This window comes from Xanthomonas campestris pv. asclepiadis (assembly GCF_020784175.1).
GTDB classification, from domain to species: domain Bacteria; phylum Pseudomonadota; class Gammaproteobacteria; order Xanthomonadales; family Xanthomonadaceae; genus Xanthomonas; species Xanthomonas campestris_D.
Genome location: NZ_JAJGQM010000064.1, coordinates 1 through 23949, shown reverse-complemented (window position 1 = coordinate 23949; position 23949 = coordinate 1). Strand labels below are relative to the sequence as shown.

Genomic DNA, 23949 nt, shown 5'->3' with positions numbered 1-23949 from the left:
CCTGAGCGGCATGGATGCCGCGCCGGAGCCTACAGGGACGTACTTGCGGCGTGTCCCGCGATGGTGGGCGGGCAAGGACCCTGCAGCAAACTGACAGCGTCGAGGGCGCGGTGCCCTCACCGCTCGCGGGACACGCCGTAAACCCATCCCTGGGGCTCGGTGGCGGCATCCATGCCGCCACACGGTCCCGCAACCGGCAAGGACACCGCACCAGCGTAGACGCTTTGTTAGCCGCTCTCAAACCTTGGCCACCAGCTTAATCACGCTGGAAAAATCCAGCGCGCCGTTGCCGGCCTGGCGGTTCATCGCATACAGATTGCGCGCCAGCTCGCCGAGTGGAATCGACACGCCCGCCTGCACTGCGGATTCGGCGACCAGCCCCAGGTCCTTGAGCATCAGATCGTTGCCGAATCCACCGCTGTAACCGCGCGATGCCGGCGCGTTGGGCAGCACGCCCGGCCACGGATTGCAGACTTCGGTGGCCCAGCTGCGCCCGGTGCTGACCGCCATCATCTGCGACAGCACCGCCGGGTCCAGCCCCTGCGCAACGCCGAGCGCCAGCGCCTCGCCGGTGGCGGCCATGATCACGCCCAGTGCCATGTTGTTGCACAGTTTGGCGACCTGGCCGGCGCCGTTGTCGCCGACGTGGAAGATGTTCTTGCCCATCGCCTGCAACACCGGCCGCGCACGCTCCAATACCTCGGCGGCACCGCCGACGATAAAGGTCAGGCTGCCGGCCGCCGCGCCAGCGGTGCCGCCGGACACCGGCGCATCCAGCATCGCCAGGCCACGCGCCTGCGCCTCGGCGGCGAGCTTGCGTGCGCTGGCCGGTGCGATGGTGCTGCAGTCGATCACCAGGGCAGCGGCGGGAATCTGCGCCAAAATCCCGGCCTCGCCCAGGTACAGCGCTTCGACATGGCGGCTGGCCGGCAGCATCGAGATCACGATCTCGGCGTCGGCCAGGGTGTCGTGCGCGGAGCTGGCGGCATGCGCGCCGGCGGCGACTGCCGCGTCCAGCGCGGCCGGCACCAGATCGAACACCCGCAGCTGGTGACCGGCCTTGCTCAGGTTGGCGGCCATCGGCCCGCCCATATTGCCCAGGCCGATAAAAGCGATCTTGCTCATGGTGTGGTTTTCCAGGGTTGGGCGGCCATCACCGACTGGCGCGGCCGTTGAATGGTGTGCCCGGCCGCAGCGCAGTGCGGCAAACGGGCGCAATGGCATCCCTCGGTCCTGCAGTGCGGATGCGGCTCATTGTCCGCATCCGCCAAAGACCGTTCGCAGCGGCGTGTCAGCGACTCAACCTGCACCAAGATCGGCAAGCGGATGCCGAGCAGGTGGCCAGGGCGATTGCAGGAATGCAGCCGCCCATTGCGCATCGGCCTGTTCCAGCGCGGCAGGCTGCCACTGTGGCGTGCGGTCCTTGTCGATCAACAGCGCGCGAATGCCTTCGGCAAAATCGCCGTGGGCGGCAGCATGCAGCGCCACCACGTATTCGGTGCGAAAAGTGTCCGCCAACGTGCTGGTTTCCGGATGATGGTGCAGCTCCCAGGCCAGTCGCGCCGAGCCGGGGGCACCGGCTGCCAGCGTTGCGCGCGCGGCCTGCAGCCAGGCGTCCTCGCTTTGCAGTGCCAGGATTGCAGCGACCACCTCCTGCAGCGTCCGGCCTGCCACCAATTGCGCGATCAAGGCCGCGTGCACCTGCAATGGGCCCGGCTCCAGCGGTTGCGCAATCCCGTGCAGGAATGTGCCCAGCTGGGCGCGATTCTCATCTGCATCGCCTGTCCATGCATGCGCGCTCAAGGCTTCCAGCACTGGCGCGTACTGCGCATGCTCCAGGCGGACATCCGCAAGCCCGGCATAGATGGCATCGCTGGCATCCAGCGGCGCACCGGTCAGTGCCAGAAACAACCCGGCAGCGTGCGGCACCCGGCGCAGCAGCCAGCTGCCGCCGACATCGGGAAACAGGCCGACACTGATCTCCGGCATCGCCAGCCGCGAGCGCTCGGTGACCACGCGATGGCTGGCGCCGGACATCAAGCCGATGCCACCGCCCATCACGATGCCGTGGCCCCAGCACAGCAGCGGCTTGGGATAGGTGTGGATGCGATGGTCGAGCCGATACTCCTCTTCGAAGAACGCAGCGGCGTGCGCATTGGCTTGCGGCTGCGCGCGCCGCTGCTGCGCATCCGGCACCGCCTCGCGATGCGCGCGCATGCTCTGGTACAGACCATGCAAATCGCCACCCGCGCAGAACGCTTTCTCGCCTGCGCCACGCAACACCACGCAGGCGATTTGCGCATCGTCGGCCCAGGCGCGTAGCTGTGTATCCAGCAAGCGCGTCATCTGCAACGACAAGCCGTTGAGCGTCCTGGGCGAATTCAAGGTGGCGATGCCGATGCGATGCCCGTCCACGCAATCGCGTTGTTCGAACAGCACCGGGGCTTCTTCGGTTGGGCGCACATCCAGCATCAGCCATTGCTCCACTGCGGCGCACGCTTCTCCAGAAAGGCTGCCACTCCTTCGGCCTGGTCGGGCTGCTCGAACAGGTCGACGAAGGCCTCGCGCTCTGCCACCAGCGCGGCGGCATGGGTGCCTTGGCGGGTGGACTGCACCAGGCGCTTGCACGCTGCGACACTGGCCGGACTCTGCTTGCCGGCGCGCTGTGCCCAGGCGATGGCATGCACACGTGACTCGCCGGTGCCGACCACCTCTTCCACCAGGCCGATCCGCTGTGCAGTGGCAGCATCCAGACGTTCGCCGAGCAGGATCATGCGCTTGGCCCAACCCTCGCCGACCAGGCGCGGCAGGTTCTGGGTACCGCCGGCGCACGGCAGCAACCCGACGCTGGCTTCCGGCAATGCCAGTTGCGCGTGTTGCTCGGCAATGCGCAGGTCGCAGGCCAGTGCGCACTCCAGGCCACCGCCCATCGCATAGCCGTTGATGGCCGCGATCGACACGCCGCGAAATGCGCTCAAGGCCTCGAAGGCTTCGCCGAAGCGCCGCGCGGCCTCCCGTGCAGCAGCCTTGTCGCCATCGGCAAACTGCTTGAGATCGGCGCCGGCACTGAAGAACTTCTCGCCGTCGCCGGTGATCACCAGCGCGTAGATGCTGCGGTCCGCATCCAGCGCGTGCACCAGATCGCGCAAGGCTGCAAGGCTGTGCACGGTCCAGGTGTTAGCCGGCGGATTGCACAAGGTGACGATGGCGACATGGCCATCGCGTTCGACCTGCAAGCCGGTATGCGCGCGTGTTTCCCAATCGCTCATCGCAGTTCCTCCTCGCCGTTGAGCAGGTGGCGCGCAATGATCATGCGCATCACCTCGTTGGTGCCTTCCAGGATGCGGTGCACGCGGCTGTCGCGCAGCAGGCGCTCGATCGGGTATTCACGGATATAGCCGTAGCCGCCGTGGATCTGCAAGGCGTCGTCGCAGATCGCAAAACCGGCATCGGTGGCGAAGCGCTTGGCCATCGCGCACCACACCGTGGCATCGTGGCTGCCGGCATCGAGCTTGCGCGCAGCGGTGTGCACCATCTGCCGGGCGGCAACCAACTGTGTGGCCATGTCGGCCAGCTTGAACTGCAGGGCCTGGAAATCGGCCAGCTTCTTGCCGAACTGACGGCGCTCGCCCATGTAGCGACGCGCGGCATCCAGCGCGCCTTGCGCCGCGCCCAACGAACAGGCGGCGATATTGATGCGGCCACCGTCCAGCGCCTTCATCGCCATCTTGAAACCCTCGCCTTCCTTGCCGAGCAGATTGCCGGCCGGGATGCGCACGTTCTCGAAGCTCACCGCGCGCGTGGGCTGGCTGTTCCAGCCCATCTTCTCTTCCTTGCGGCCGTAGCTGATGCCGGGTGCATCGGCAGGCACCACGAAGGCGCTGATGCCGCGGGCGCCGTCGTCGCCGGTGCGGGCCATCACCACCAGCACATCGGTGGCGCCCGCGCCGGAGATGAAGGCCTTGCTGCCGTTGAGCACGTAGCTGTCGCCGTCGCGCTGCGCACGCGTCTTGAGCGAGGCCGCGTCCGAGCCGGCACCCGGCTCGGTGAGGCAGTACGAACCCAGCTTGACGCCGCTGGTCATCGCCTCGCCCCACTGCGCGCGCACCGCGTCGCTGCCGTAACTGGCGATTAACCAGGTGGCCATGTTGTGGATGCTGATGAACGCCGAGGTGGAGGGATCGACCGTGGCCAGTTCTTCGAACACCACTGCGGCATCGAGACGTCGCATGCCCAGGCCGCCCACGCCTTCATCGGTATACAGCCCGCAAAACCCCAGCTCCGCCCCCTTGGCGATGGCCTCGCGCGGGAAGTGGCTTTCCGCATCCCAGCGCGCGGCGTGCGGTGCGAGTTCCTTGTCGGCGAAGTCGCGCGCGGCAGCGCGGAACGCTTCCTGCTCGTCATTCAAATCGGCCGTATTGGCGTGTAGCTGGATGGCTGCATTCATGGCGATCGGGTCACTTGAGAGAGATGGTGGTGTTGACGCCGTGGCCCAGCGTCTCGTCGTCGAACCAGCGCGCGGTGACGGTCTTGGTCTGGGTGTAGAACATCACCACCTGCTTGCCGTACGGGCCCAGGTCGCCGAGCTTGGAGGCCCGCGATCCGGTGAACGAGAACAGCGGCACCGGCACCGGGATCGGCACGTTGATGCCGACCTGGCCCACGTCGATGTCTTCCTGAAAACGCCGCGCCGCTGCACCGGACTGGGTGAACAAGGCGGTGCCATTGCCATTGGGGTTGGCATTGACCAGGGCGATGGCCTCGTCCAGCGTGGCCGCCTCCAGGATCACCAGCACCGGTCCGAAGATTTCCTCGTCGTAGATGCGCATGCCCGGCCTCACGCCGGAGAAGATCGTCGGGCCGACGAAGTTGCCCTGCTCGAAGCCCGGCACACTGGGCGCGCGCCCATCCAGTTCCAGTGTGGCGCCCTGCTCCACGCCGGACGCGATCAGGCCTTCCACGCGCGCGCGCGCCGCGCAGGAGATCAGCGGCCCGACCTCGGTGCCCGGCGCATTGCCCGCGCCCAGCGTCAGGCCCCTGGCCTTTGCCACCAGCGCCGGAATCCACTGCCGCGCCTCGCCTACCAGCACCAGCGTGGAGGCCGCCATGCAGCGCTGGCCGGCCGCACCGAAGGCCGCGCCGACCATCGCGTTGAGCGTCTGTTCCTGATTGGCGTCCGGCAGCACCACGGCATGATTTTTCGCGCCCATCATGCATTGCACGCGCTTGCCTGCCAGCGAGGCGCGCCGATAGACGTGCGTGCCGACCCTGGTCGACCCGACAAACGACAGCGCCTTGATATCCGGGTGGTCGCACAACGCGTTGACCACGTCTTCGCCGCCATGCACGACATTGAGCACGCCCTTGGGAATGCCCGCCTCCAGCGCCAATTCCACCAGCCGCATCGTCACCATCGGGTCCTGCTCGGATGGCTTGAGCACGAAGGTGTTGCCGGTGGCGATGGCCATCGGAAACATCCACAACGGAATCATCGCCGGGAAGTTGAACGGAGTGATGCCCGCGCACACGCCCAGCGGCTGCAGCAGGCTATAGGTGTCCACGCCGTTGGCGACGTTGTTGGCCAGCTCGCCCAGCTGCAGGTTGCCGATCGCCGCGGCGTGTTCGACCACCTCCAGCCCACGGAACACATCGCCTTCGGCATCGGCCAGGGTCTTGCCCTGTTCGGCGCTGAGCAGCGCGGCCAGTTCGGGCAGGTGCTCGCGGATCAGCTGCTGGTACTTCAGGAAGATGCGCGCGCGCGTGCCGATCGGGGTCTTGCGCCAGCTCACGAACGCCTGGCTGGCCGCCGCCACCGCCGCGTCCACTTCGCCGGTGGTGGCAAACGGCACCTGCGCCAGCACGGATTGATCGGCCGGGTTGACCACCTCCTGCCACTGGGTGCTGGCGGAGGTGACGAACTGGCCGTCGATCAACAGGGAAACGCGCGGGACGGAATCAGGCATTGCAGGTTCGCTCGCAGAAGGTCGGTACGGATGCTTCGCATTGTTCGCACCACGACCTGGCTTTCCCAGCCTAAGACTGCTTAATCGCGCTAAGCTGCCGCGACTTTTTTGCGAATCTTGCGAATGCCTCAGTCACCCCTCCCGCTCCGTCACCAGCTCGGCCTGCGCCTGCAACGGCTGCGCCAGCGCCACGGCCTGACCCAGGCCGAGCTGGCGCGCCGGCTCGGCCTGTCGCCGAGCTACCTCAACCAGATCGAGCGCAACCAGCGCCCCTTGACTCTGGCGATCCAGCAACGGCTCAAGGCCACCCTGGGCGATCTGGACGGCCTGCTCGACCTGGACGACCCGGCCGCGCTGGTCGAGCCGCTGGACGAATCGCTGCGCAGCCTGGGGCACAGCCTGTCTGCCGCCGAGCTGCGTGTGCTCACCGGCAATCTGCCGCAGGTGGCCCAGGCCCTGCTGGACCTGCACCGCGCCCACCAGCACCTGCTCGAGCGCACCGCCGCGCTGGAAATACAGATCGGCGCCGACCACGCCGCGCTGCCCTCGCTGTCGCCGGGCGAGCAGGTGCGCGACTACTTCAATCGCGCGCACAACTATCTGCCGGAACTGGATGAGCGCGCCGAGGCGCTATATGCCGAACTCGGCCTGACCTCGGACAACCTGCCGCTGCGGCTGCGCCAACGCCTGGCCGACCGCCACGGCCTGCTGGTGCAGGACGCGCCCGATCTGCACAGCGACAAGCGCAGCGTGGATACCCAGGCGCGCGTGCTGTGGCTGCCGGCGCATCTGCGCCCCGGCCAGCAGGCCTTCCAGATGGCCGCGCAATTGGCCTTGCTGGAATGCGCACCGCTGCTGGACGCACGCATCGCCGATGCCGGCTTCGAGGATGCCGAGCGCATTGCACTCTCGCGCATTGGTTTGTCGAACTATTTCGCCGGTGCCCTGGTGATGCCGTATGGCGAATTTCTGCGCAGCGCCCAGCACTCGCGCTACGACATCGAATGGCTGGCCGATCGCTTCGGGGTGGGCTTCGAGGCAGTCTGCCACCGGCTCAGCACCTTGCAGCGGCGCGGCGCGGCCGGGCTGCCGATCTTCTTCATGCGGGTCGATCGTGCCGGCAATGTGTCAAAGCGGCATTCGGCCACCGACTTCCACTTCTCGCATGTCGGCGGCGCCTGCCCGCTGTGGATTGTCTACGAGGCCTTCAACCAGCCCGACCGCATCCTGACCCAGATCGCACGCATGCCCGATGGCCGGCGCTACTTCTGGCTCGCCCGCCAGGTCAGCAGCGGCGCGCCGGGCTACGGCCGCCCGCGCAAGACCTTTGCGTTGGCGATGGGCTGCGACCTACGCCATGCCGATCAACTGGTGTATGCGCGCGGCTGGGACCTGGACGCGGTGGACGATGCGGTGCCGATCGGCCCCGGCTGCCTGACCTGCGAACGCAACGACTGCGTGCAGCGCGCATTTCCGGCATTGCCCCGCTTGTCTGCCAGCGCGCGCTAGGCCGAGACCCGGGTCTGCAGTGTCGACTAGGCAACCTTGTTCCCAGAGGCATGCAACTCACGCGGCAAGTGTGACGAGGCAAACGCTATCGTTGCACTGCAGCATTCCAACGCGAGATAGCTCACGCAAAATGCTTCATTGGAATGGAATGGCTTGCGCTTCTACCCTGAAGCGGACACATGCAGGACAGGGGGATGCCAAGGCGATCGACGATCGTGGCGGCGTCACGCAAACGACCAATCGGCTCCACACCGCAGTACCGCAGCAACCGCCATGCCCGCGCCGGACGCGCCAGCGCGCAGCCGCGCCAGAGCGCCGCACCAGCGGCCACTAGTCCATTCGGTAACTTTGTCCTGGGAGGGATCAAACGATGCCCGTTCACCACACCGGCCACCCGGCCAGCCGGCGCCTGCGCCGCACGCCCGTGCGCGACGTCCTCTGCACCACCATCGCCTGCGTGCTGGCCACCGCCTTCAGTGCGCACGCGCAGGACAGCGCGCCTGCCGCGCCGCCGGCCACTGATTCCACCACCACGGCTGCGCCGCCGGTCACGCTGGACAACGTCACCGTGATCGGCCAGCGCGCCAGCCTGAACCAAGCGGTGCAGGCCAAGCAGATGTCCGATCACGTCATGGAAGTGATCTCCGCGGACAACATGGGGCAGATGCCCAACGTCACCGTGGCCGAAGCGCTGGTGCGCCTGCCCGGCGTCAACGGCACCCGCGACCGCGGCAACGAGAGCCTGGCCACCGTGCGCGGCCTTGGCCCGCGCATGACCATGGGCACCGTCAACGGGCGCGAGATCGCCTCCTCCGAGCCCAATCGCGCAGTGCGTTGGGAAGTGTTTCCCACCGAGATCGTCTCCACCGTTAAGGTCTACAAGACCCAGTCGGCGGACCTGGTCGCCGGCGGCCTTGCCGCGACGGTGGACATCTCCACCATCAGCCCGCTGGATTACACCGGCCCGGGCTTTGTGGGCACCGCCGGCCCGGTGTTCTACGACCACGCCAAGGACGTGGACGGCTACACCCCGTGGGGCAGCCGCTTCGGTGCCAGCTGGGTGCACCAGATCAACGACAACCTGGCGGTTGCACTCGGCGCCACCTACCAGAAGCAGAAGAACTCCAACTCCTCGATCGGCAGCTGGGGCTATACCGATGCCACCACCTCGCGCGATGTGGATGGCGACGGGACCGTGGACCCGACTCCGTTCGGCGCGGCCGACCAGCTCAAGCTGACCGACCAGACCCGCACCGGTGCGATGGGCACCGTGCAATGGCGCTCGGGCAACTTCGAGTTGAAGTTCGACGGCCTGTATTCGCGTATCGAGATCGACGAGGACCAGTTGCAGAACTGGTTCAACGGCCTGGCCTACAGCACCTTCTCGACCGGCGCCAATCCGTACACCACGCCGGGCTCGTCCTACACCATCGTCGATGGCGACGTGGTGGCCGGCACGCTGGCCAACTCGAACCTGCAGGTCGACCATGTGGTCAGCCACTACAACGAGGTCAAGACGCTCACCGCCGGCGGCCTGAACGCCAAGTGGAGCGGCGACGTGTGGACGCTGGGCAGCGACCTGTCGTTCTCGCAGGCCAAGCGCGACAACACCTGGCAGGCGGTGCGCTTCGGCAGCAACCCGGACACCGTCTCGTTCGATTTCCGCCGCAGCGTCACCCCCACCATCAGCACCAGCTCGGACACGCCCGAATACGGCATCGCCGGCCAGACCGAGCCGCAGGGGCTGCGCGACAAGATCGCCGCGCTGGCGCTCAACGCCAGCCGCTCGGTCGATGCCGCTGCGTTCACCTCGCTGGAATTCGGCGCACGCGCCGCGCGCCGCGAGAAGCAGAACCGCCGCTTCATCAGCAATCAATCCGGCTACGACCAACCGATTTCGGCCTATCAGGGCCTGATCTATCCGGTCACCATGCCGGACTTGAACGTGCCCACGCTGACCGGCGGCAATATGTATGCCATCGCCGAAATCGGCTTCGGTGGTTTCGACCCGGCCACGCTCAACGAGCAGTTGCTGGACCACTGGAACGTCAAGGAAGACGTGCGCGAAGCCTTCGCCAAGGCGGTATTCAGCTCGCAGCTGTTCGGCACCGATGTCACCGGCAATATCGGCGTGCGCCTGGTCAACACCAAGACCACCAGCGACGGCTTCGATTCGGTCGGCACCACCGTGCAGGCCAGCAGCGACAGCAAGGAATACACCGACGTATTGCCCAGTGCCACCGTCAACTTCCTGATCGACGATCAACGCATCCTGCGCTTTGCGGTGGCCAAGGTCATCGCGCGTCCGCCGCTGGACGAGTTGCGCACCGGCCGGCGCCTGGACGATCCCAACGTCACCATCGGCCAACTCACCGGCAGCGGCGGCAACCCGCAGCTGGATCCATTCAAGGCCACCCAGGTCGATCTGTCCTACGAGTGGTACTTCCACAAGGAAGCGCTCGCCGCACTGGCCGTGTATCGCAAGGAAGTGGATTCCAGCATCGGCTATCGCACCGACCGTGAAGTGATCAACGGCCTGGATTACCTGGTCAGCGCGCCGTTCAATGGCGGTGGCGGGCATATCAACGGCGTGGAACTCACCTTCCAGACGCCGTTCTATTTCATCCCGCACATGGAAAACTTCGGCGTCTATTCCAACTTCTCGCTGGTCGATTCCAACCTCAAGGAGTTCTCGCCGGAGAATAACCCGCTGCCGTTGAGCGGGCTGGCACGCAAGACCGGCACCTTCGACCTGTGGTACAGCAACGGCAGCTTCGAAGCACGCGTGGGTTACAAGTACCACAGCCCCTACACCGTGGTGTATGGCTGGAATGCAGCGCGGCTTGCGCGTTTGCAGAGCGAAGGCACGGTGGATCTGAGCTTGAACTGGCAGTACAGCAAGCAGCTCGGCTTCCGCTTCCAGGCCGGCAACCTCACCAACGAACCACTGCGCGCCTATACCGACAACAAGCCCAACCGCCTGGCCAACCAGGACGACGGCGGCTACCAGGTGTTTGGCCGTCGCTACTCGCTGGAAGCGACCTACAAGTTCTGAAGCACCGCTGGCACCGCTGTTGCACGCCTGCTCCACCACTGCGCGCGGTGTGCGCAATCGCCTACGTCACTGACGTTGTGATTGCGCGCACCGCCTGCGCGACGGCACCGCCGCATGCGGCAGGCTGTCACCCGCTCCGCGTTTCATCTGTCGAGGAATTGCATGCGCTCCACACGCCGCCTCTGGACGCCCGCGCTGCTCGCGCTGGCCATCTCCACCTTCGCACACGCCGCCCCGGCCCCCGCCGCGCTGTATCTGGGCGCGGACCTGTCCTACGTCAACGAGATGGAGGAATGCGGTGTGCAGTACCGCGAGAACGGCGTGGTCAAGGACCCGTTCGAACTGTTCCATGCGCACGGCGCCAACCTGGTGCGCGTGCGGTTGTGGAACGATGCGCGCTGGACCCGCTACAGCGACCTGTCCGATGTCAAGAAAACCATTGCACGTGCACGTGCGCAGGGCATGCAGGTGCTGCTGGACCTGCACTATTCCGACGACTGGGCCGATGGCGAAAAACAGCTGATTCCCAAGGCCTGGGCCAGCATCACCGATACCGATGAACTGGCGCGCACGCTGTATGGCTTCACCTATGACACCCTCAGCGCGCTCGACCGTGCCGGCCTGATGCCGGAGCTGGTACAGGTCGGCAACGAAAGCAATTCCGACCTAATGGACAGCAAGCCGTGGGACAAGAAGCGCCCCATCGACTGGCAGCGCAACGCCAAGCTGTTCAACGCCGGCATCAAGGCGGTGCGCGACATCAGCGCACGCTCGGCCATCAAGCCGCGGGTGATGCTGCATATCGCCCAGCCGGAAAATGTGGAGCCGTGGTTTGCCGCCGCCACCAAGGCCGGCGTCACCGACTACGACCTGATCGGCATCAGCTACTACCGCAAGTGGTCGACCCAATCGATGGCCGAGCTGGGCAAGACCATCAAGCGCTTGCGCGGCCGCTTTGATGCCGACGTGGTGGTGGTGGAAACCGCCTATCCGTGGACGCTGGACTCCGGCGACACCTCGCACAACCTGCTCGGCGAAGATTCACTGATTGCCGGCTACCCGGCCACACCGCAGGGCCAGTTCCGCTACATGGTCGACCTCACCCAACTGGTGATCGACACCGGCGGCGCCGGCGTCGTGTACTGGGAGCCGGCATGGACCAGCAGCAGCTGCAAGACGCGCTGGGGCACCGGCTCGTCGTGGGAAAACGCCAGCTTCTTCGACTTCAAGCACGCCAACGAAGTGCTGCCGGCGATCGACTTCATGCGCCACCCGTATACCGGCGTGCCTGCATCCAGTCAGCCCGCAGCAGCCAAGCGTGCGTCGATTCCGCAAGACAAGCCCACCGACGCCCGCAGGAGGCCCCAGCCATGACCGGCATCAATCGCCGCGAGCTGCTGCGCGGCATGCTCGCCAGTGGCGTGAGCGCCGCACTTCCGGTCGGTACGGCCAGTGCGTTGCTGCCCGCCATCGCCGCTGCAGCGCCAGCTGTAGCCGACAACGCCACGCCGCTTGCGGCACTCGGCGATGCAGCCCTGGCACCGCGCGAACGGCTGCTGTTCGACTTCGGCTGGCGCTTCCATCTCGGCCATGCCAGCGACCCGTCGCGCGACTTCGAGTTCGGCACCTTCCAGCGCAGCTTCGCCAAGGCGGGCAAGGACACCGCCACCGCCGCGCAACTCGACTTCGACGACCGTGGCTGGGAACTGCTGGATCTTCCCCACGACTGGGCCGTCACCCTGCCCTTCCGGCAGGACCCGATCTCCGCCACCATCACTGAAGAAGATCCGGCCGCCGCGCACGGCTACAAGCCGCTAGGCACCAGCTTTCCGGAAACCAGCGTGGGCTGGTATCGACGCACGCTGCAGATTCCCGCTAGCGATCTGGGCAGGCGCATCAGCCTGGTGTTCGATGGCGTGTTCCGCGACTGCATCGTGTTCTGCAATGGCCACATCGTCGGGCGCAACGCCAGCGGCTATTGCGGGTTCGAAGTCGACCTCAGCGACGTGCTCGACTACGGCAAGCCCAACCTGATCGCCGTGCGCGTGGATGCCACGCTGGGCGAAGGCTGGTTTTACGAAGGCGCCGGCATCTATCGCCATCTATGGCTGCACAAGACCGACCCGCTGCATCTGCCGCAGGACGGCGTGTTCGTGCGCAGTATCGTGCAGGACGACAACGCCACCGCGCAGCTGTCCACCGAAGTACGCAACGATGGCACCGCCGCGCGCCAATGCACGGTGCAGGCGCGCGTGACCGCGCCGGATGGCCGCGTCGTCGCACAGGCAGTCAGCACAGCGGTCACCGTTGCACCCGGCCAGGTACAGATCGTCGAACAGACCCTGCCGCTCGGCCAGGCCGCGTTGTGGTCGATCGACACCCCGCAGCTCTACAGCCTGACCACCAGCGTGCACAGCGACGGTCACCCGGTCGATGCGGTGATCACCCCGTTCGGCGTGCGCACGGCCGTCTTCGATGCACAGCGCGGCTTCCTGTTGAACGGTACGCCGCTCAAGCTGCACGGCACCAACAATCACCAGGACCACGCCGGCGTCGGCACCGCCATCCCGGACAGCCTGCACGAGTGGCGCCTGCGCCAGCTCAAGTCGATGGGCTGCAACGCGTACCGCAGCTCGCACAATCCGGCCACGCCCGAACTGCTCGCACTCTGCGATCGGCTCGGCATGTTGGTGATCGAAGAGACCCGCCGCATGTCCACCGACCCGGAGGCCATGGGCGAGCTGGAGACGATGGTGCGGCGCGGACGCAATCATCCCAGCGTGATCCTGTGGTCGCTCGGCAACGAAGAGCCGCAGCAGGTCACCGAGCGCGGCGCGCGCATCGTCAGCCGCATGCAGCAACGCGTGCGCCAGCTCGATCCCACCCGTCCCACCACCTTCGCCATGGACAAGGGCTTTGGCGATGGCGTCGGCCAGGTCGTGGATGTGGTCGGTTTCAACTACCGCACCAGCCAGATGGACGGCTTCCACGCGCAATATCCGCACATTCCGATCTACGGCAGCGAAACCGGCAGCACCGTGTCGGTGCGCGGCAACTACCAGCGCGACGACGCACGCGGCTACACCCGCGCCTACGACACCGACCACCCGTGGTGGGCCAGCACCGCCGAAGCCTGGTGGAGCTATGTCGCGCAACGCCCGTATGTCGCTGGCGGCTTCATCTGGACCGGCTTCGACTACCGCGGCGAACCCACGCCCTATAACCGCTGGCCGAATGTCGCCTCGCAGTTCGGCGTGCTCGACAGCTGCGGGTTCCCCAAGGACAACTACTGGTACTACCGCGCGCAATGGACCAGCGAACCGGTGCTGCATCTGTTCCCGCACTGGAACTGGGACGGCCTGCTGCAGCCCGATGACAAGGGCCGCATCCAGGTCTGGTGCCACAGCAATCTCGAAGCGGTGGAACTGCTGGTCAACGGCGTCAGCCAGGGCCTGCAGCAGGTGCCGGCCTATGGCCATGTCGAATGGCGCGTGGCCTACGCACCGGGTGTGATCGAGGCACGCGGCTATCGCGGCAGCAAATTGGTGCTCAGCGAACGCCGCGAGACGGCCGGCAAGCCGGCAGCGATCCACCTGAGCTGCGACCGCAACGCAGTGCGCGCCGATGCCGAAGACGTGGCAGTGGTCAAGGTGGAGATCGTCGACGCGCAGGGCCGCGTCGTTCCCACCGCCGATACGCTGGTGCAGTTCGCATTGCGCGGCCCGGCGCGGTTGATCGGCGTGGGCAACGGCGACCCTGCCAGCCACGAGGACGACAAGGCGCCGCAACGCAAGGCCTTCAATGGACTGTGTGCGGCCCTGCTGCAGAGCACGCGCAGCACCGGCAGCATCGTCCTGCAGGCCACCGCGTCCGGCCTCGCCGCTGCCACCCTGCGCCTGGATGCCGACAAGGCCAGGCTGCGCGCATCGGTGGCCTGACGCAGGCTGTAGCAGCGGCTGCAGTGATCACCAACAAACAGGTCAGCACCGCCTGAGCGCGCCGCAATGCCGGGAGCCAAGACCGGCTCCCGGCCAAGTCGCAGGTGCCCGTGTGCGCAAGCGGCAGGCAGTGGCGACACCCGCCCATCGCCGCTAGGTCGCGCGACTGGACCGCTGGCGGGCGGGTTTACGCATCTGTGCTCCCCTCATCCGGCGCACGCGGAAAGTAGCGGCTGAGCTTTTCTTCCCACGCCTGGAACTGCTCGAGCGTGTAGGCATCCATCGGCCGCGGATCGGCGGCGACCGCCTTTTTCTGCGCCACATACGCGATGCGCTGGGACGACAACTCGTCCCACGCCTTGCGCAGCATCACCGGATCCGGATGCGAGACCATCATCGCTTCCAGCAGCGTGGCCTGCGCCACGCGTGCGGCCAGCAGGTCGCTGAGCGCCTCGGTCACGGCCTGCATCCACTCTTGCTGCTTCTGTTCCATACCCAACCAAGTCGCTTGCGTCATGCGCCGCGCACCATAGCGCGTCATCCGGAACGGCGGTGTGCAAGCACGGTTCAAGATTCAGGTCACCACGTGATGCGAATACGTGATTTCTCTCTCCATCGCTTCGCCTGATCCATCTCGTGCACGCGAAACTGCGTCACCGCAACGATACGCTCCACGCGGCGCATGGCCGCGCGGAAGCGCAAGCCTTCATCGCAAGCGCGAGAACGCACCGATACCCGCGATCGCCATCCGGTCGGCGGGCACCGCCGTTTCCGCGAACGACAGCCGCAGGTAGCGGATCTGGCGGACCTCCGGGAAATTCAGGCGCTGGGTCGAGAGCGCATAAGCGATATTGGACAGCTCGCCGGCGCCAGCCGGCTGCCAGTGCTGCCCATCTTCGCTGGTTTCAGCGCGATAGCCCCTAGGCGGCGCCGCACCGTTCATCACCGTGCGCGAGGGCGTGAGGCTGAAACCGGCAACCTGACGCAGCGCACCGAGGTCGATGGTTGCTTGTACGGGATGGCCCGGCGTGGGAGCGGGCGTGATCCAGATCGTGCTGGCATCGTCGTCGAGCAACGTGTCCGCCCCTGGCGCGCTGGCCTCGACGATTCGCCAGCCGGCGGTGGACAGCACGTCTGGCGCGTTCGCGGTCGGCCGCGCGACCGGCACTGGCGCAACGGCGCGGAACAGCGCGAATTCGCTGATCGCCGGGCACACCGGCGCCTCCAGCACGACCAGGCGCACCCGGCGTGCGGCGACCGGGCGATCCAGCCGCACGATGCGCTGTGCACCGATGCACTGCGCTTCGGCCAGCCGCTGCCATTGCCCATCAACCTCGGCTTCGACCGCGAAGCGGGTGACGCGCACGCCCAGCGGCAGGTATTCGCGCAGCCGGATCAGGTCGAAGCTGTGCACCGCCGACAACTCCAGCGTCAGCGTCGGCGTGGTGACCTCGTTCGGCGTGGACCAGTAGCTGTCCGGCTGGCGGTCGAGCACGCGCGCCGGCTCGAACCCGGGGCCACGCGATGCGCTGGCACTGGCCTTGGCACCCTTGGCCAGATCGATGGCAAAGCTGGCGCGGATCGCGTCGCCAAAACTCTGCAGCACCGCCACATCGTGGTCGGGGATGCGGCCGCGCCGGTCGGGCGGAAGATTGAGGTTCATGTTGGTGCCGCGCGCGACCGAGGTGTCGAAATAGCGCACCAGATTCTCCGGGCTGCGCACCTTGCCGTCTTCATCGGCATGGTAGAACCAGCCCGGGCGGATTGAGGTGTTGGTTTCGGCCGGCCACCATAGCGCCCCGCCGCGCACGCCGGAATTGCCGTTTTCCTGGGTGTACGGGGCATTGGGCATGGTTGGCCAGCTCGGATCGCCGGCGATACCGTCCTCGTTGCCGCCCCAGCGGATATCGGCGCCGAGCGGGTCGAAGGTGCAGGCCATCGGCTGGTGCCGATGCACCAGCTCGATCATCCGTGGCCAATTGTAGTAAGCGGGCGCATCGATCTTGCGCGATTCGCGCGCTCCACCGTAGTAGCCGTCGCCGCCATTGGCGCCGTCGAACCAGAACTCGAACAGGTCGCCATAGCCTGTGCAGAGTTCGACGATCTGCTTGCGGAAATAGTCGAGATAGCCGGGACGCCCGTACTCGGCATGATTGCGATCCCATGGGGACAGGTAGATGCCGAACGCCAGGCCGGCGCGTCGGCACGCCGCTGCCATTTCGCCGACGATGTCACCCTTGCCGTTCTTGTAGGGCGCGTTCCGGATGCAATGCTCGGTCAGGCGCGTCGGCCACAGACAAAACCCATCATGATGCTTGGCCGTGAAAATAAGCCCTTTCAGATTGCCGGCCTTCGCGGCAGCGACGATTTGATCGGCTGAAAAATCGCTGGGATCGAATTTGCGCGGATCCTCGTCGCCGTAGCCCCATTCCTTGTCGGTGAAGGTGTTCATCGCAAAATGCACGAAGGCGTATTGCTCCCACCGATGCCAGCGCAGCTGTCGCGCGCTGGGCACCGCACCCCACGGCGCCGGGCCGCTGGCGCGTGGCGTTTGCGCGATGCGAGCTGCCGAGGCACTGAAGCTGGCGGCGGCCACCACACCCGTGGCAAGAAAGGTACGACGATCGATCATTAGCGCCTCCGACTTTGCACAAGTTTCGATCTTACGTACGCGAAGCGAGTTCCGCGAACAGAACGAACAATGGCTGGCCGACGACAACCAACAAAGACCGCACGACAGCTTCGGCGGGCTAACACCTGCCAAGTTTTGTCATCAACATTGACCGTAGACGTCTCATTTTGGCTGGCACTGACTTGCAGGAAGTCCACAGGTCGTGGCGTAGCAGCAAGTGCCCGTGCTGACCGAGCCCCACTCTCAGGTATCAGGACGCCCGGGGGATGGCCAATCGCCCACCGGGACCCATGGCCGGCACCCTTTCGACCGCCAGCGCAAGGATTTGTCGGTGGGTGAGCTTAAACTTGAGTCTGCGCCGACTTGAGATGGCTCTTGGGTCCGTCGCAACATCTAGTGCGATCCCAGTTCCTGGTCCACTCGTCGCAACATCGGGTTGATCCCGTTAGAGGGGCGTCGCAACAGCCTCGCAACAAATTACCGTTACGTGCCGCCAGCGCCCCTGATTGACCGCCACATCCCGGAAGACCATTTCTTGCAAAGCACTGACACAAAAGAAAAAACCAAGAACACCGGCGGGGCTGCAGAGCACACCCCGCTCATGAAGCAATTCTTCGCCGCCAAGTCGGACTATCCCGACCTGCTGCTGTTCTTCCGCATGGGCGATTTCTACGAGCTGTTCTACGACGATGCGCGCAAGGCCGCGCGGCTGCTCGACATCACCCTGACCCAGCGCGGCAGTTCCGGTGGTGCGCCGATCCCGATGGCCGGCGTGCCGGTGCATGCCTACGAGGGCTATCTGGCGCGGCTGGTGGCGTTGGGCGAGTCAGTGGCGATCTGCGAGCAGATCGGCGACCCGGCGCTGGCCAAGGGGCTGGTGGAGCGCAAGGTGGTGCGCATCGTCACCCCGGGCACGGTCACCGACGAGGCGCTGCTGGACGAGCGCCGCGACACCTTGCTGATGGCGATCGCGCGCAGCAAGCAAGGCTACGGCCTGGCCTGGGCCGATCTGGCCGGCGGGCGTTTTCTGGTCAACGAAGTGGACAGCGTGGACGCGCTGGAAGCGGAAATCGCACGCCTGGAACCGGCCGAGCTGTTGGTGCCCGACGAAGACAACTGGCCCGAATTCCTGCGCGGCCGCGTCGGCGTGCGGCGGCGGCCACCGTGGTTGTTCGACGCCGACAGCGGCCGGCGCCAGCTGCTGGCGTTCTTCAAGTTGCACGACCTGTCCGGCTTCGGCATCGACGACAAGCCCTGCGCCACCGCGGCCGCCGGCGCGCTGCTGGGTTATGTCGAGGAGACCCAGAAACAGCGCCTGCCGCATCTGACCTCCATCGCGATGGAAGTGGCCAGCGAGGCGATCTCGATGAACGCGGCCACGCGCCGGCATCTGGAGCTGGACACGCGTGTGGATGGCGACACCCGCAACACCTTGCTCGGGGTACTGGACAGCACGGTCACGCCGATGGGCGGGCGCCTGCTGCGGCGCTGGCTGCACCGTCCGCTGCGCCTGCGCGAGGTGCTGGTGCAGCGCCACCACGCGGTCGGCACGCTGATCGACAGCGGTGCCGACGCCGACGTGCGCGAGGCCTTCCGCGCGCTTGGCGATCTGGAACGCATCCTGACCCGCGTGGCGCTACGCTCGGCGCGCCCGCGCGATTTTTCCACCTTGCGCGACGGTCTGGCGCTGCTGCCAACCGTGCGCGCGATCCTCGCGCCGCTGGATTCGCCGCGCCTGCAGACGCTGCATGCCGAACTCGGCGAACACGATGCCACCGCGCATCTGCTGCTCAGCGCAGTGGCCGAACAACCGCCGCTCAAGCTCAGCGACGGTGGCGTGATCGCCACCGGGTACGACGCCGATCTGGATGAGTTGCGCCGCCTATCCACCAACGCCGATCAATTCCTGATCGACCTGGAACAACGCGAACGCGCCAGCAGCGGCATCGCCACGCTCAAGGTCGGCTACAACCGCGTGCATGGCTACTACATCGAGATCAGCAAGGGCCAGGCCGACAAAGCCCCGCTGCACTACAGCCGCCGGCAGACGCTGACCAATGCCGAGCGCTACATCACCGAAGAACTCAAGAGCTTCGAGGACAAGGTACTGTCGGCGCGCGAACGCGCGTTGTCGCGCGAAAAGCTGTTGTACGAAGGCCTGCTCGATGCACTCGGCAGCGAGCTGGAAGGCCTCAAGCGCTGCGCGAGTGCATTGAGCGAACTCGACGTGCTGGCCGGCTTCGCAGAACGCGCGCAGGCACTGGATTGGTCGCGGCCGGAACTGAACAGCGCACCGTGCCTGCGCATTGAACGCGGTCGCCACCCGGTGGTGGAAGCGGTGCGCGATCAGCCGTTCGAACCCAACGATCTGGAGCTGCATGCCGACCGCCGCATGCTGGTCATCACCGGCCCGAACATGGGCGGTAAATCGACCTACATGCGCCAGAACGCGCTGATCGTGTTGCTGGCGCATATCGGCAGCTATGTGCCGGCCAGCCGCGCGGTGATCGGGCCGATCGACCGCATCCTCACCCGCATCGGCGCCGGCGACGATCTGGCGCGCGGGCAATCCACCTTCATGGTGGAAATGGCCGAGACCAGCTACATCCTGCACCACGCCACGCCGCAATCGCTGGTGCTGATGGACGAGATCGGTCGCGGCACTTCCACCTACGATGGCCTGGCATTGGCCGATGCGGTGGCACGCCATCTGGCGCATACCAATCGCTGCTACACGCTGTTCGCCACGCATTATTTCGAGCTCACCGCACTGGCCGACGAATCGCATGCCGGCGGGACCAGCGGTATCGCCAACGTGCATCTGGACGCGGTCGAACACGGCGAGCGCCTGGTGTTCATGCATGCGGTCAAGGATGGCCCGGCCAATCGCAGCTTCGGCCTGCAGGTGGCCGCGCTCGCCGGCTTGCCCAAGGCCGCCGTGACCCAGGCGCGTCATCGCCTGGCCGAACTGGAGCAACGCGGCGGCGAAAGCCATGCCGCACAGATGGCCCCGGCCGCACTGGATGCGCCGCAACAGTTCGGTTTGTTCACCGCGCCCTCGTCCGCTGCGCAGGAAGCACTGCAGGCGCTGGACCCGGACGAACTCACGCCCAAGCAGGCACTGGAAGCCTTGTATCGGTTGAAGGCGTTGCTTTAAGTACGGGAATCGGGAATCGGGAATCGGGAATCGCAAGAGCGTAGCTGCCTGGCTCTACGCTTTGCGGGGTTGGTCAACCTTGCCGTGTTGTTGTCGGTTGAAGTGGCTTGATTGCCACTGTGCGGTATCGCTGCCCTCGCCCTGCATCGCGGCGCGTGCCGTGTTGCCCTGATGGCGCGACGGGCGCACGCTGCGGCAACGTTTTGTGCAACCGGAGATACCCATGACCACGTCCGCCTCGTTGACCGATCAACTCGCCGCGCAGTTGCAAGGCCCGCAGTTGCAGCAGCTCGCCAGCCGGCTCGGCATCGCGCCCGAGCAGGCGCAATCGGCGTTGCAGACTGCGCTGCCGCTGTTGATGGGCGCCCTGGGCCGTAACAGCCAGCAGGCCGGCGGCACCGATGCGCTGCTGGGTGCCTTGCAGCGCGATCATGCCGGCAGCCCGGACATCGGCAGCCTGCTCGGTGCGTTGCTGGGCGGCTCGGCCAGCGGTGCGCAAGGCAATGGCGCCGGCATTGTGGGGCATCTGTTCGGCGACAAGGCACCGCAGGCTGCCGCTGGTCTGGGCCAGGCCACCGGGCTGGAAACCGGCAAGGCCAATCAACTGCTGCAGTTGCTGGCACCCATCGTGATGGCCTATCTGGCCAAGCGCTTCCTTGGCGGCACTGCCACTTCCAGCAGCCAGCTCGGCCCGGCCCTGGCGCAGGAACAGCAGCGCGCCAGCAGCACCGGGGTCAACGGCTTGCTGGGCAGCGTGCTGGATCAGGATGGCGACGGAAAGCTTGGACTGGGCGATGTCATGAAGCTCGGCGGCAGCCTGTTCGGCAAGCGCTGAGATCGCAGGCACAGGTCGGTTCGGCACCGGCGTGCCATCCATAGCGTCTCGCTATCGATATGGTTGAATAATTCGAATTCCCCAACCGATCGATGCTGCTTATCGTGTGCGCACGCCACCACGATGAGTCCGCCTGATGCGTCTGTCTGCCAGTCACAGTCTGCATATCGACCTATACCGGCGCCTGCAGGCAGGCGCTAGCATCGGCACACCCGGCGACCATTCTCGATAACCCCACGGCCGCATCTGCGCCTTCGATCGATGACCACCGCTGACGCATTGCCCACCTTTTCGATTCCACCAGCACGTGTCCGCAGTTTCGGCACACAGCTCCCCAAGTGCTCACGCACACAGGTATTGCCATGACAACCGAAGCAAAGTGCCCGTTCAATCACGCCGTCGTCGGTACCGGAACCACCAACCGCGATTGGTGGCCCAAGCAGTTGCGCGTGGACCTGCTCAGCCAGCATTCGAGCAAGTCCAACCCGCTGGGCCAGACCTTCAATTATGCCGAGGCGTTCAAGCGCATCGATCTGGCCGCGCTCAAGCAGGAACTGCGTGCGTTGATGACCGACTCGCAGGACTGGTGGCCGGCCGACTTCGGCCATTACGGCCCGCTATTCGTGCGCATGGCCTGGCATAGCGCCGGCACCTATCGCATCGGCGACGGGCGTGGCGGCGGCGGTCGCGGCCAGCAGCGCTTCGCACCGCTCAATAGCTGGCCGGACAACGTCAGCCTGGACAAGGCACGCCGGCTGCTGTGGCCGATCAAGCAGAAGTATGGCCAGGCGATCTCCTGGGCCGACCTGATGATTCTCACCGGCAACGTCGCGCTGGAAAGCATGGGCTTTAAGACCTTCGGCTTTGCCGGTGGCCGCGAAGATACCTGGGAACCGGATCAGGATCTGTACTGGGGCCGCGAAACCAAGTGGCTGGGTGGCGACGAGCGCTATTCGCGTGGTTCGCCCGGCGTGGACGAAGCGCACGGCGTGCTGGTGAAGGACGACGACAGTGAAGTGCCGCACACCCGCGACCTGGAAAATCCGCTAGCCGCCGTGCAGATGGGCCTGATCTACGTCAATCCGGAAGGCCCGGACGGCAAGCCGGACCCGGTTGCCGCCGCGCGCGACATCCGCGACACCTTCGCGCGCATGGCGATGAACGACGAAGAGACCGTGGCACTGATCGCCGGCGGCCACACCTTCGGCAAGACCCACGGTGCCGGCCCGGCCGACAATGTCGGTGCCGAACCGGAAGCCGGCGAGCTGGAGAGCCAGGGCCTGGGGTGGCACAACCGCTACGGCAGCGGCAAAGGCGCAGACACCATCACCAGCGGCCTGGAAGTCACCTGGACCACCACCCCGGCGCAGTGGAGCAACGATTTCTTCGACCATCTTTTCAAGTTCGAGTGGGAGCTGAGCAAGAGCCCGGCCGGCGCGCACCAGTGGGTGGCCAAGAATGCCGACGCCATCATTCCCGATGCGCACGATGCGTCGAAGAAGCATCGCCCGACCATGCTCACCACCGATCTGGCGCTGCGTTTCGACCCGGCCTATGAGGCGATCTCGCGTCGCTTCCATGCGCATCCCGACCAGTTCGCCGATGCCTTCGCCCGCGCCTGGTTCAAGCTCACCCATCGCGACATGGGCCCGCGCTCGCGCTACCTGGGGACCGAGGTGCCGAGCGAAGAATTGCTGTGGCAGGACCCGGTGCCGGCCGTCGACCACCCGCTGGTGGATGCGCAGGACGCCGCCGCCCTCAAGCAGACCATCCTCGACTCCGGCCTGAGCGTGGCGCAGCTGGTGTCCACCGCGTGGGCATCGGCATCGACCTTCCGCGGTTCGGACAAGCGTGGCGGCGCCAACGGCGCACGCATCCGTCTGGCACCGCAGAAGGATTGGCAGGCCAACCAGCCCGCGCAGCTTGCACAGGTGCTGGCCACGCTGGAGCGCATCCGGGCCGACTTCAACGGCGCGCAGGCGGGCGGCAAGCAGATCTCGCTGGCCGACCTGATCGTGCTGGCCGGTAATGCCGCGGTCGAACATGCCGCACAGGCCGCTGGTCACAGCGTCACCGTGCCGTTCGCACCCGGCCGCACCGATGCCTCGCAGGAGCAGACCGATGTCGAATCGTTCGCGGTGCTGGAACCGGTGGCCGATGGCTTCCGCAACTACGCCAAGCAGCGCTATGCGGTGCCCGCGGAGGCGCTGTTGATCGACAAGGCACAGCTGCTGACGCTGACCGCACCCGAGTTGACCGTGCTGGTCGGCGGCCTGCGCGTGCTCGGCGCCAATGTCGGCGACTCCAGGCACGGCGTGTTCACCACCCGCACCGGTGTGCTGAGCAACGACTTCTTCGCCAACCTGCTCGACATGTGCACCGAATGGAAAGCCACCTCCGAATCGAAGGAGGTCTACGAAGGCCGCGACCGCAGCACCGGCGAACAAAAGTGGACCGGCACGCGCGTGGATCTGGTGTTCGGTTCCAACTCGATCCTGCGGGCGGTGGCCGAGGTCTACGCCAGTGCCGATGCGCAGGAGAAGTTCGTGCACGACTTCGTCGCCGCCTGGACCAAAGTGATGCAGCTGGATCGCTTCGATCTGGCGTAAGTGGCAGGGCGCACGCCCTCGTGCGTGCGCCTTCAACTCTCTGTTGAACTACGCGCAAGAGATTGACTTGGCACACTGAGTTGAACTATGCGCAAGAGATTGACTTGGCACACTGAAGACGTCCGTGGAGCGGCTGGTCTGCGGTTTGGCTGCAAGGCCCTTGCCCGCCCACCCTCGCAGGACACGCCGCAAGTACGTCCCTGTAGCAACTGTGTTGTTGGAGGGGGTTCTGACCGTTCTGGAAGCCGGGC

General features: G+C 66.1%; 14 protein-coding genes. 7 read left to right on the top strand and 7 right to left on the bottom strand.

Annotated elements, in window-relative coordinates; genetic code table 11:
* Positions 1-237: 237 nt before the first annotated feature.
* From mmsB to LL972_RS19840, 5 genes are all read right to left on the bottom strand, one after another.
* On the bottom strand, positions 238-1140 hold the full coding sequence (gene mmsB / locus LL972_RS19860; protein WP_228329050.1) for a 3-hydroxyisobutyrate dehydrogenase: 903 nt from the start codon (positions 1138-1140) through the stop codon (positions 238-240).
* Between the two features lie 159 nt (positions 1141-1299).
* Entirely contained in the window at positions 1300-2487 is a 1188-nt protein-coding gene (locus LL972_RS19855; protein WP_429002205.1) for an enoyl-CoA hydratase/isomerase family protein, read from the bottom strand.
* Complete coding sequence (locus tag LL972_RS19850) at positions 2472-3269, bottom strand: enoyl-CoA hydratase (protein ID WP_228329047.1); 798 nt, start codon at positions 3267-3269, stop codon at positions 2472-2474. The genes LL972_RS19855 and LL972_RS19850 overlap by 16 nt, the downstream gene beginning before the upstream one ends.
* A complete protein-coding gene (locus LL972_RS19845; protein ID WP_228329046.1) occupies positions 3266-4447 on the bottom strand; it encodes an acyl-CoA dehydrogenase family protein in 1182 nt (393 codons plus the stop codon). The genes LL972_RS19850 and LL972_RS19845 overlap by 4 nt, the downstream gene beginning before the upstream one ends.
* 10 nt (positions 4448-4457) lie before the next feature.
* Entirely contained in the window at positions 4458-5963 is a 1506-nt protein-coding gene (locus LL972_RS19840) for a CoA-acylating methylmalonate-semialdehyde dehydrogenase (protein WP_228329045.1), read from the bottom strand.
* 123 nt (positions 5964-6086) lie between these two features.
* Here LL972_RS19840 and LL972_RS19835 point away from each other — a divergent pair, with 123 nt between their 5' ends.
* From LL972_RS19835 to galA, 4 genes are all read left to right on the top strand, one after another.
* A complete protein-coding gene (locus LL972_RS19835) occupies positions 6087-7472 on the top strand; it encodes a helix-turn-helix domain-containing protein (protein ID WP_228329044.1) in 1386 nt (461 codons plus the stop codon).
* Positions 7473-7842: 370 nt separating this feature from the next.
* Positions 7843-10527, top strand: a complete 2685-nt coding sequence (locus LL972_RS19830) for a TonB-dependent receptor (RefSeq protein ID WP_228329043.1) — start codon at positions 7843-7845, stop codon at positions 10525-10527.
* A gap of 162 nt (positions 10528-10689) precedes the next feature.
* Positions 10690-11901 carry a glycoside hydrolase family 53 protein gene (locus LL972_RS19825; RefSeq protein ID WP_228329042.1) on the top strand — a complete coding sequence of 404 codons (1212 nt, stop codon included), beginning with the start codon at positions 10690-10692 and terminating at the stop codon, positions 11899-11901.
* Positions 11898-14465: a beta-galactosidase GalA gene (gene galA, locus LL972_RS19820; protein WP_228329041.1), complete on the top strand. Its 2568-nt coding sequence runs from the start codon at positions 11898-11900 to the stop codon at positions 14463-14465. Before LL972_RS19825 ends, galA begins: the two co-directional genes overlap by 4 nt.
* Positions 14466-14652: 187 nt before the next feature.
* Here the strand turns inward: galA and LL972_RS19815 are convergent, their stop codons facing one another.
* Together LL972_RS19815 and LL972_RS19810 are read right to left on the bottom strand one after the other, a co-directional pair.
* On the bottom strand, positions 14653-15006 hold the full coding sequence (locus LL972_RS19815; protein WP_228329049.1) for a hypothetical protein: 354 nt from the start codon (positions 15004-15006) through the stop codon (positions 14653-14655).
* A 165-nt stretch (positions 15007-15171) separates the two neighbouring features.
* A complete protein-coding gene (locus tag LL972_RS19810; protein ID WP_228329040.1) occupies positions 15172-17097 on the bottom strand; it encodes an alpha-L-fucosidase in 1926 nt (641 codons plus the stop codon).
* 601 nt (positions 17098-17698) lie between these two features.
* On the opposite strand from LL972_RS19810, the gene mutS reads away from it, so the two are divergent.
* The 3 genes from mutS (at position 17699) to katG (ending at position 23698) form a co-directional block, all read left to right on the top strand.
* Positions 17699-20254 (top strand): DNA mismatch repair protein MutS, encoded by a 2556-nt coding sequence (mutS, locus tag LL972_RS19800; RefSeq protein WP_323134236.1) that lies wholly within the window; start codon positions 17699-17701, stop codon positions 20252-20254.
* A 223-nt stretch (positions 20255-20477) separates the two neighbouring features.
* The gene (locus LL972_RS19795; protein WP_228329038.1) at positions 20478-21089 is read left to right on the top strand and encodes a DUF937 domain-containing protein; all 612 of its coding nucleotides are present in this window, start codon (positions 20478-20480) and stop codon (positions 21087-21089) included.
* A gap of 362 nt (positions 21090-21451) precedes the next feature.
* On the top strand, positions 21452-23698 hold the full coding sequence (gene katG / locus LL972_RS19790; RefSeq protein WP_228329037.1) for a catalase/peroxidase HPI: 2247 nt from the start codon (positions 21452-21454) through the stop codon (positions 23696-23698).
* Positions 23699-23949: the final 251 nt, after the last annotated feature.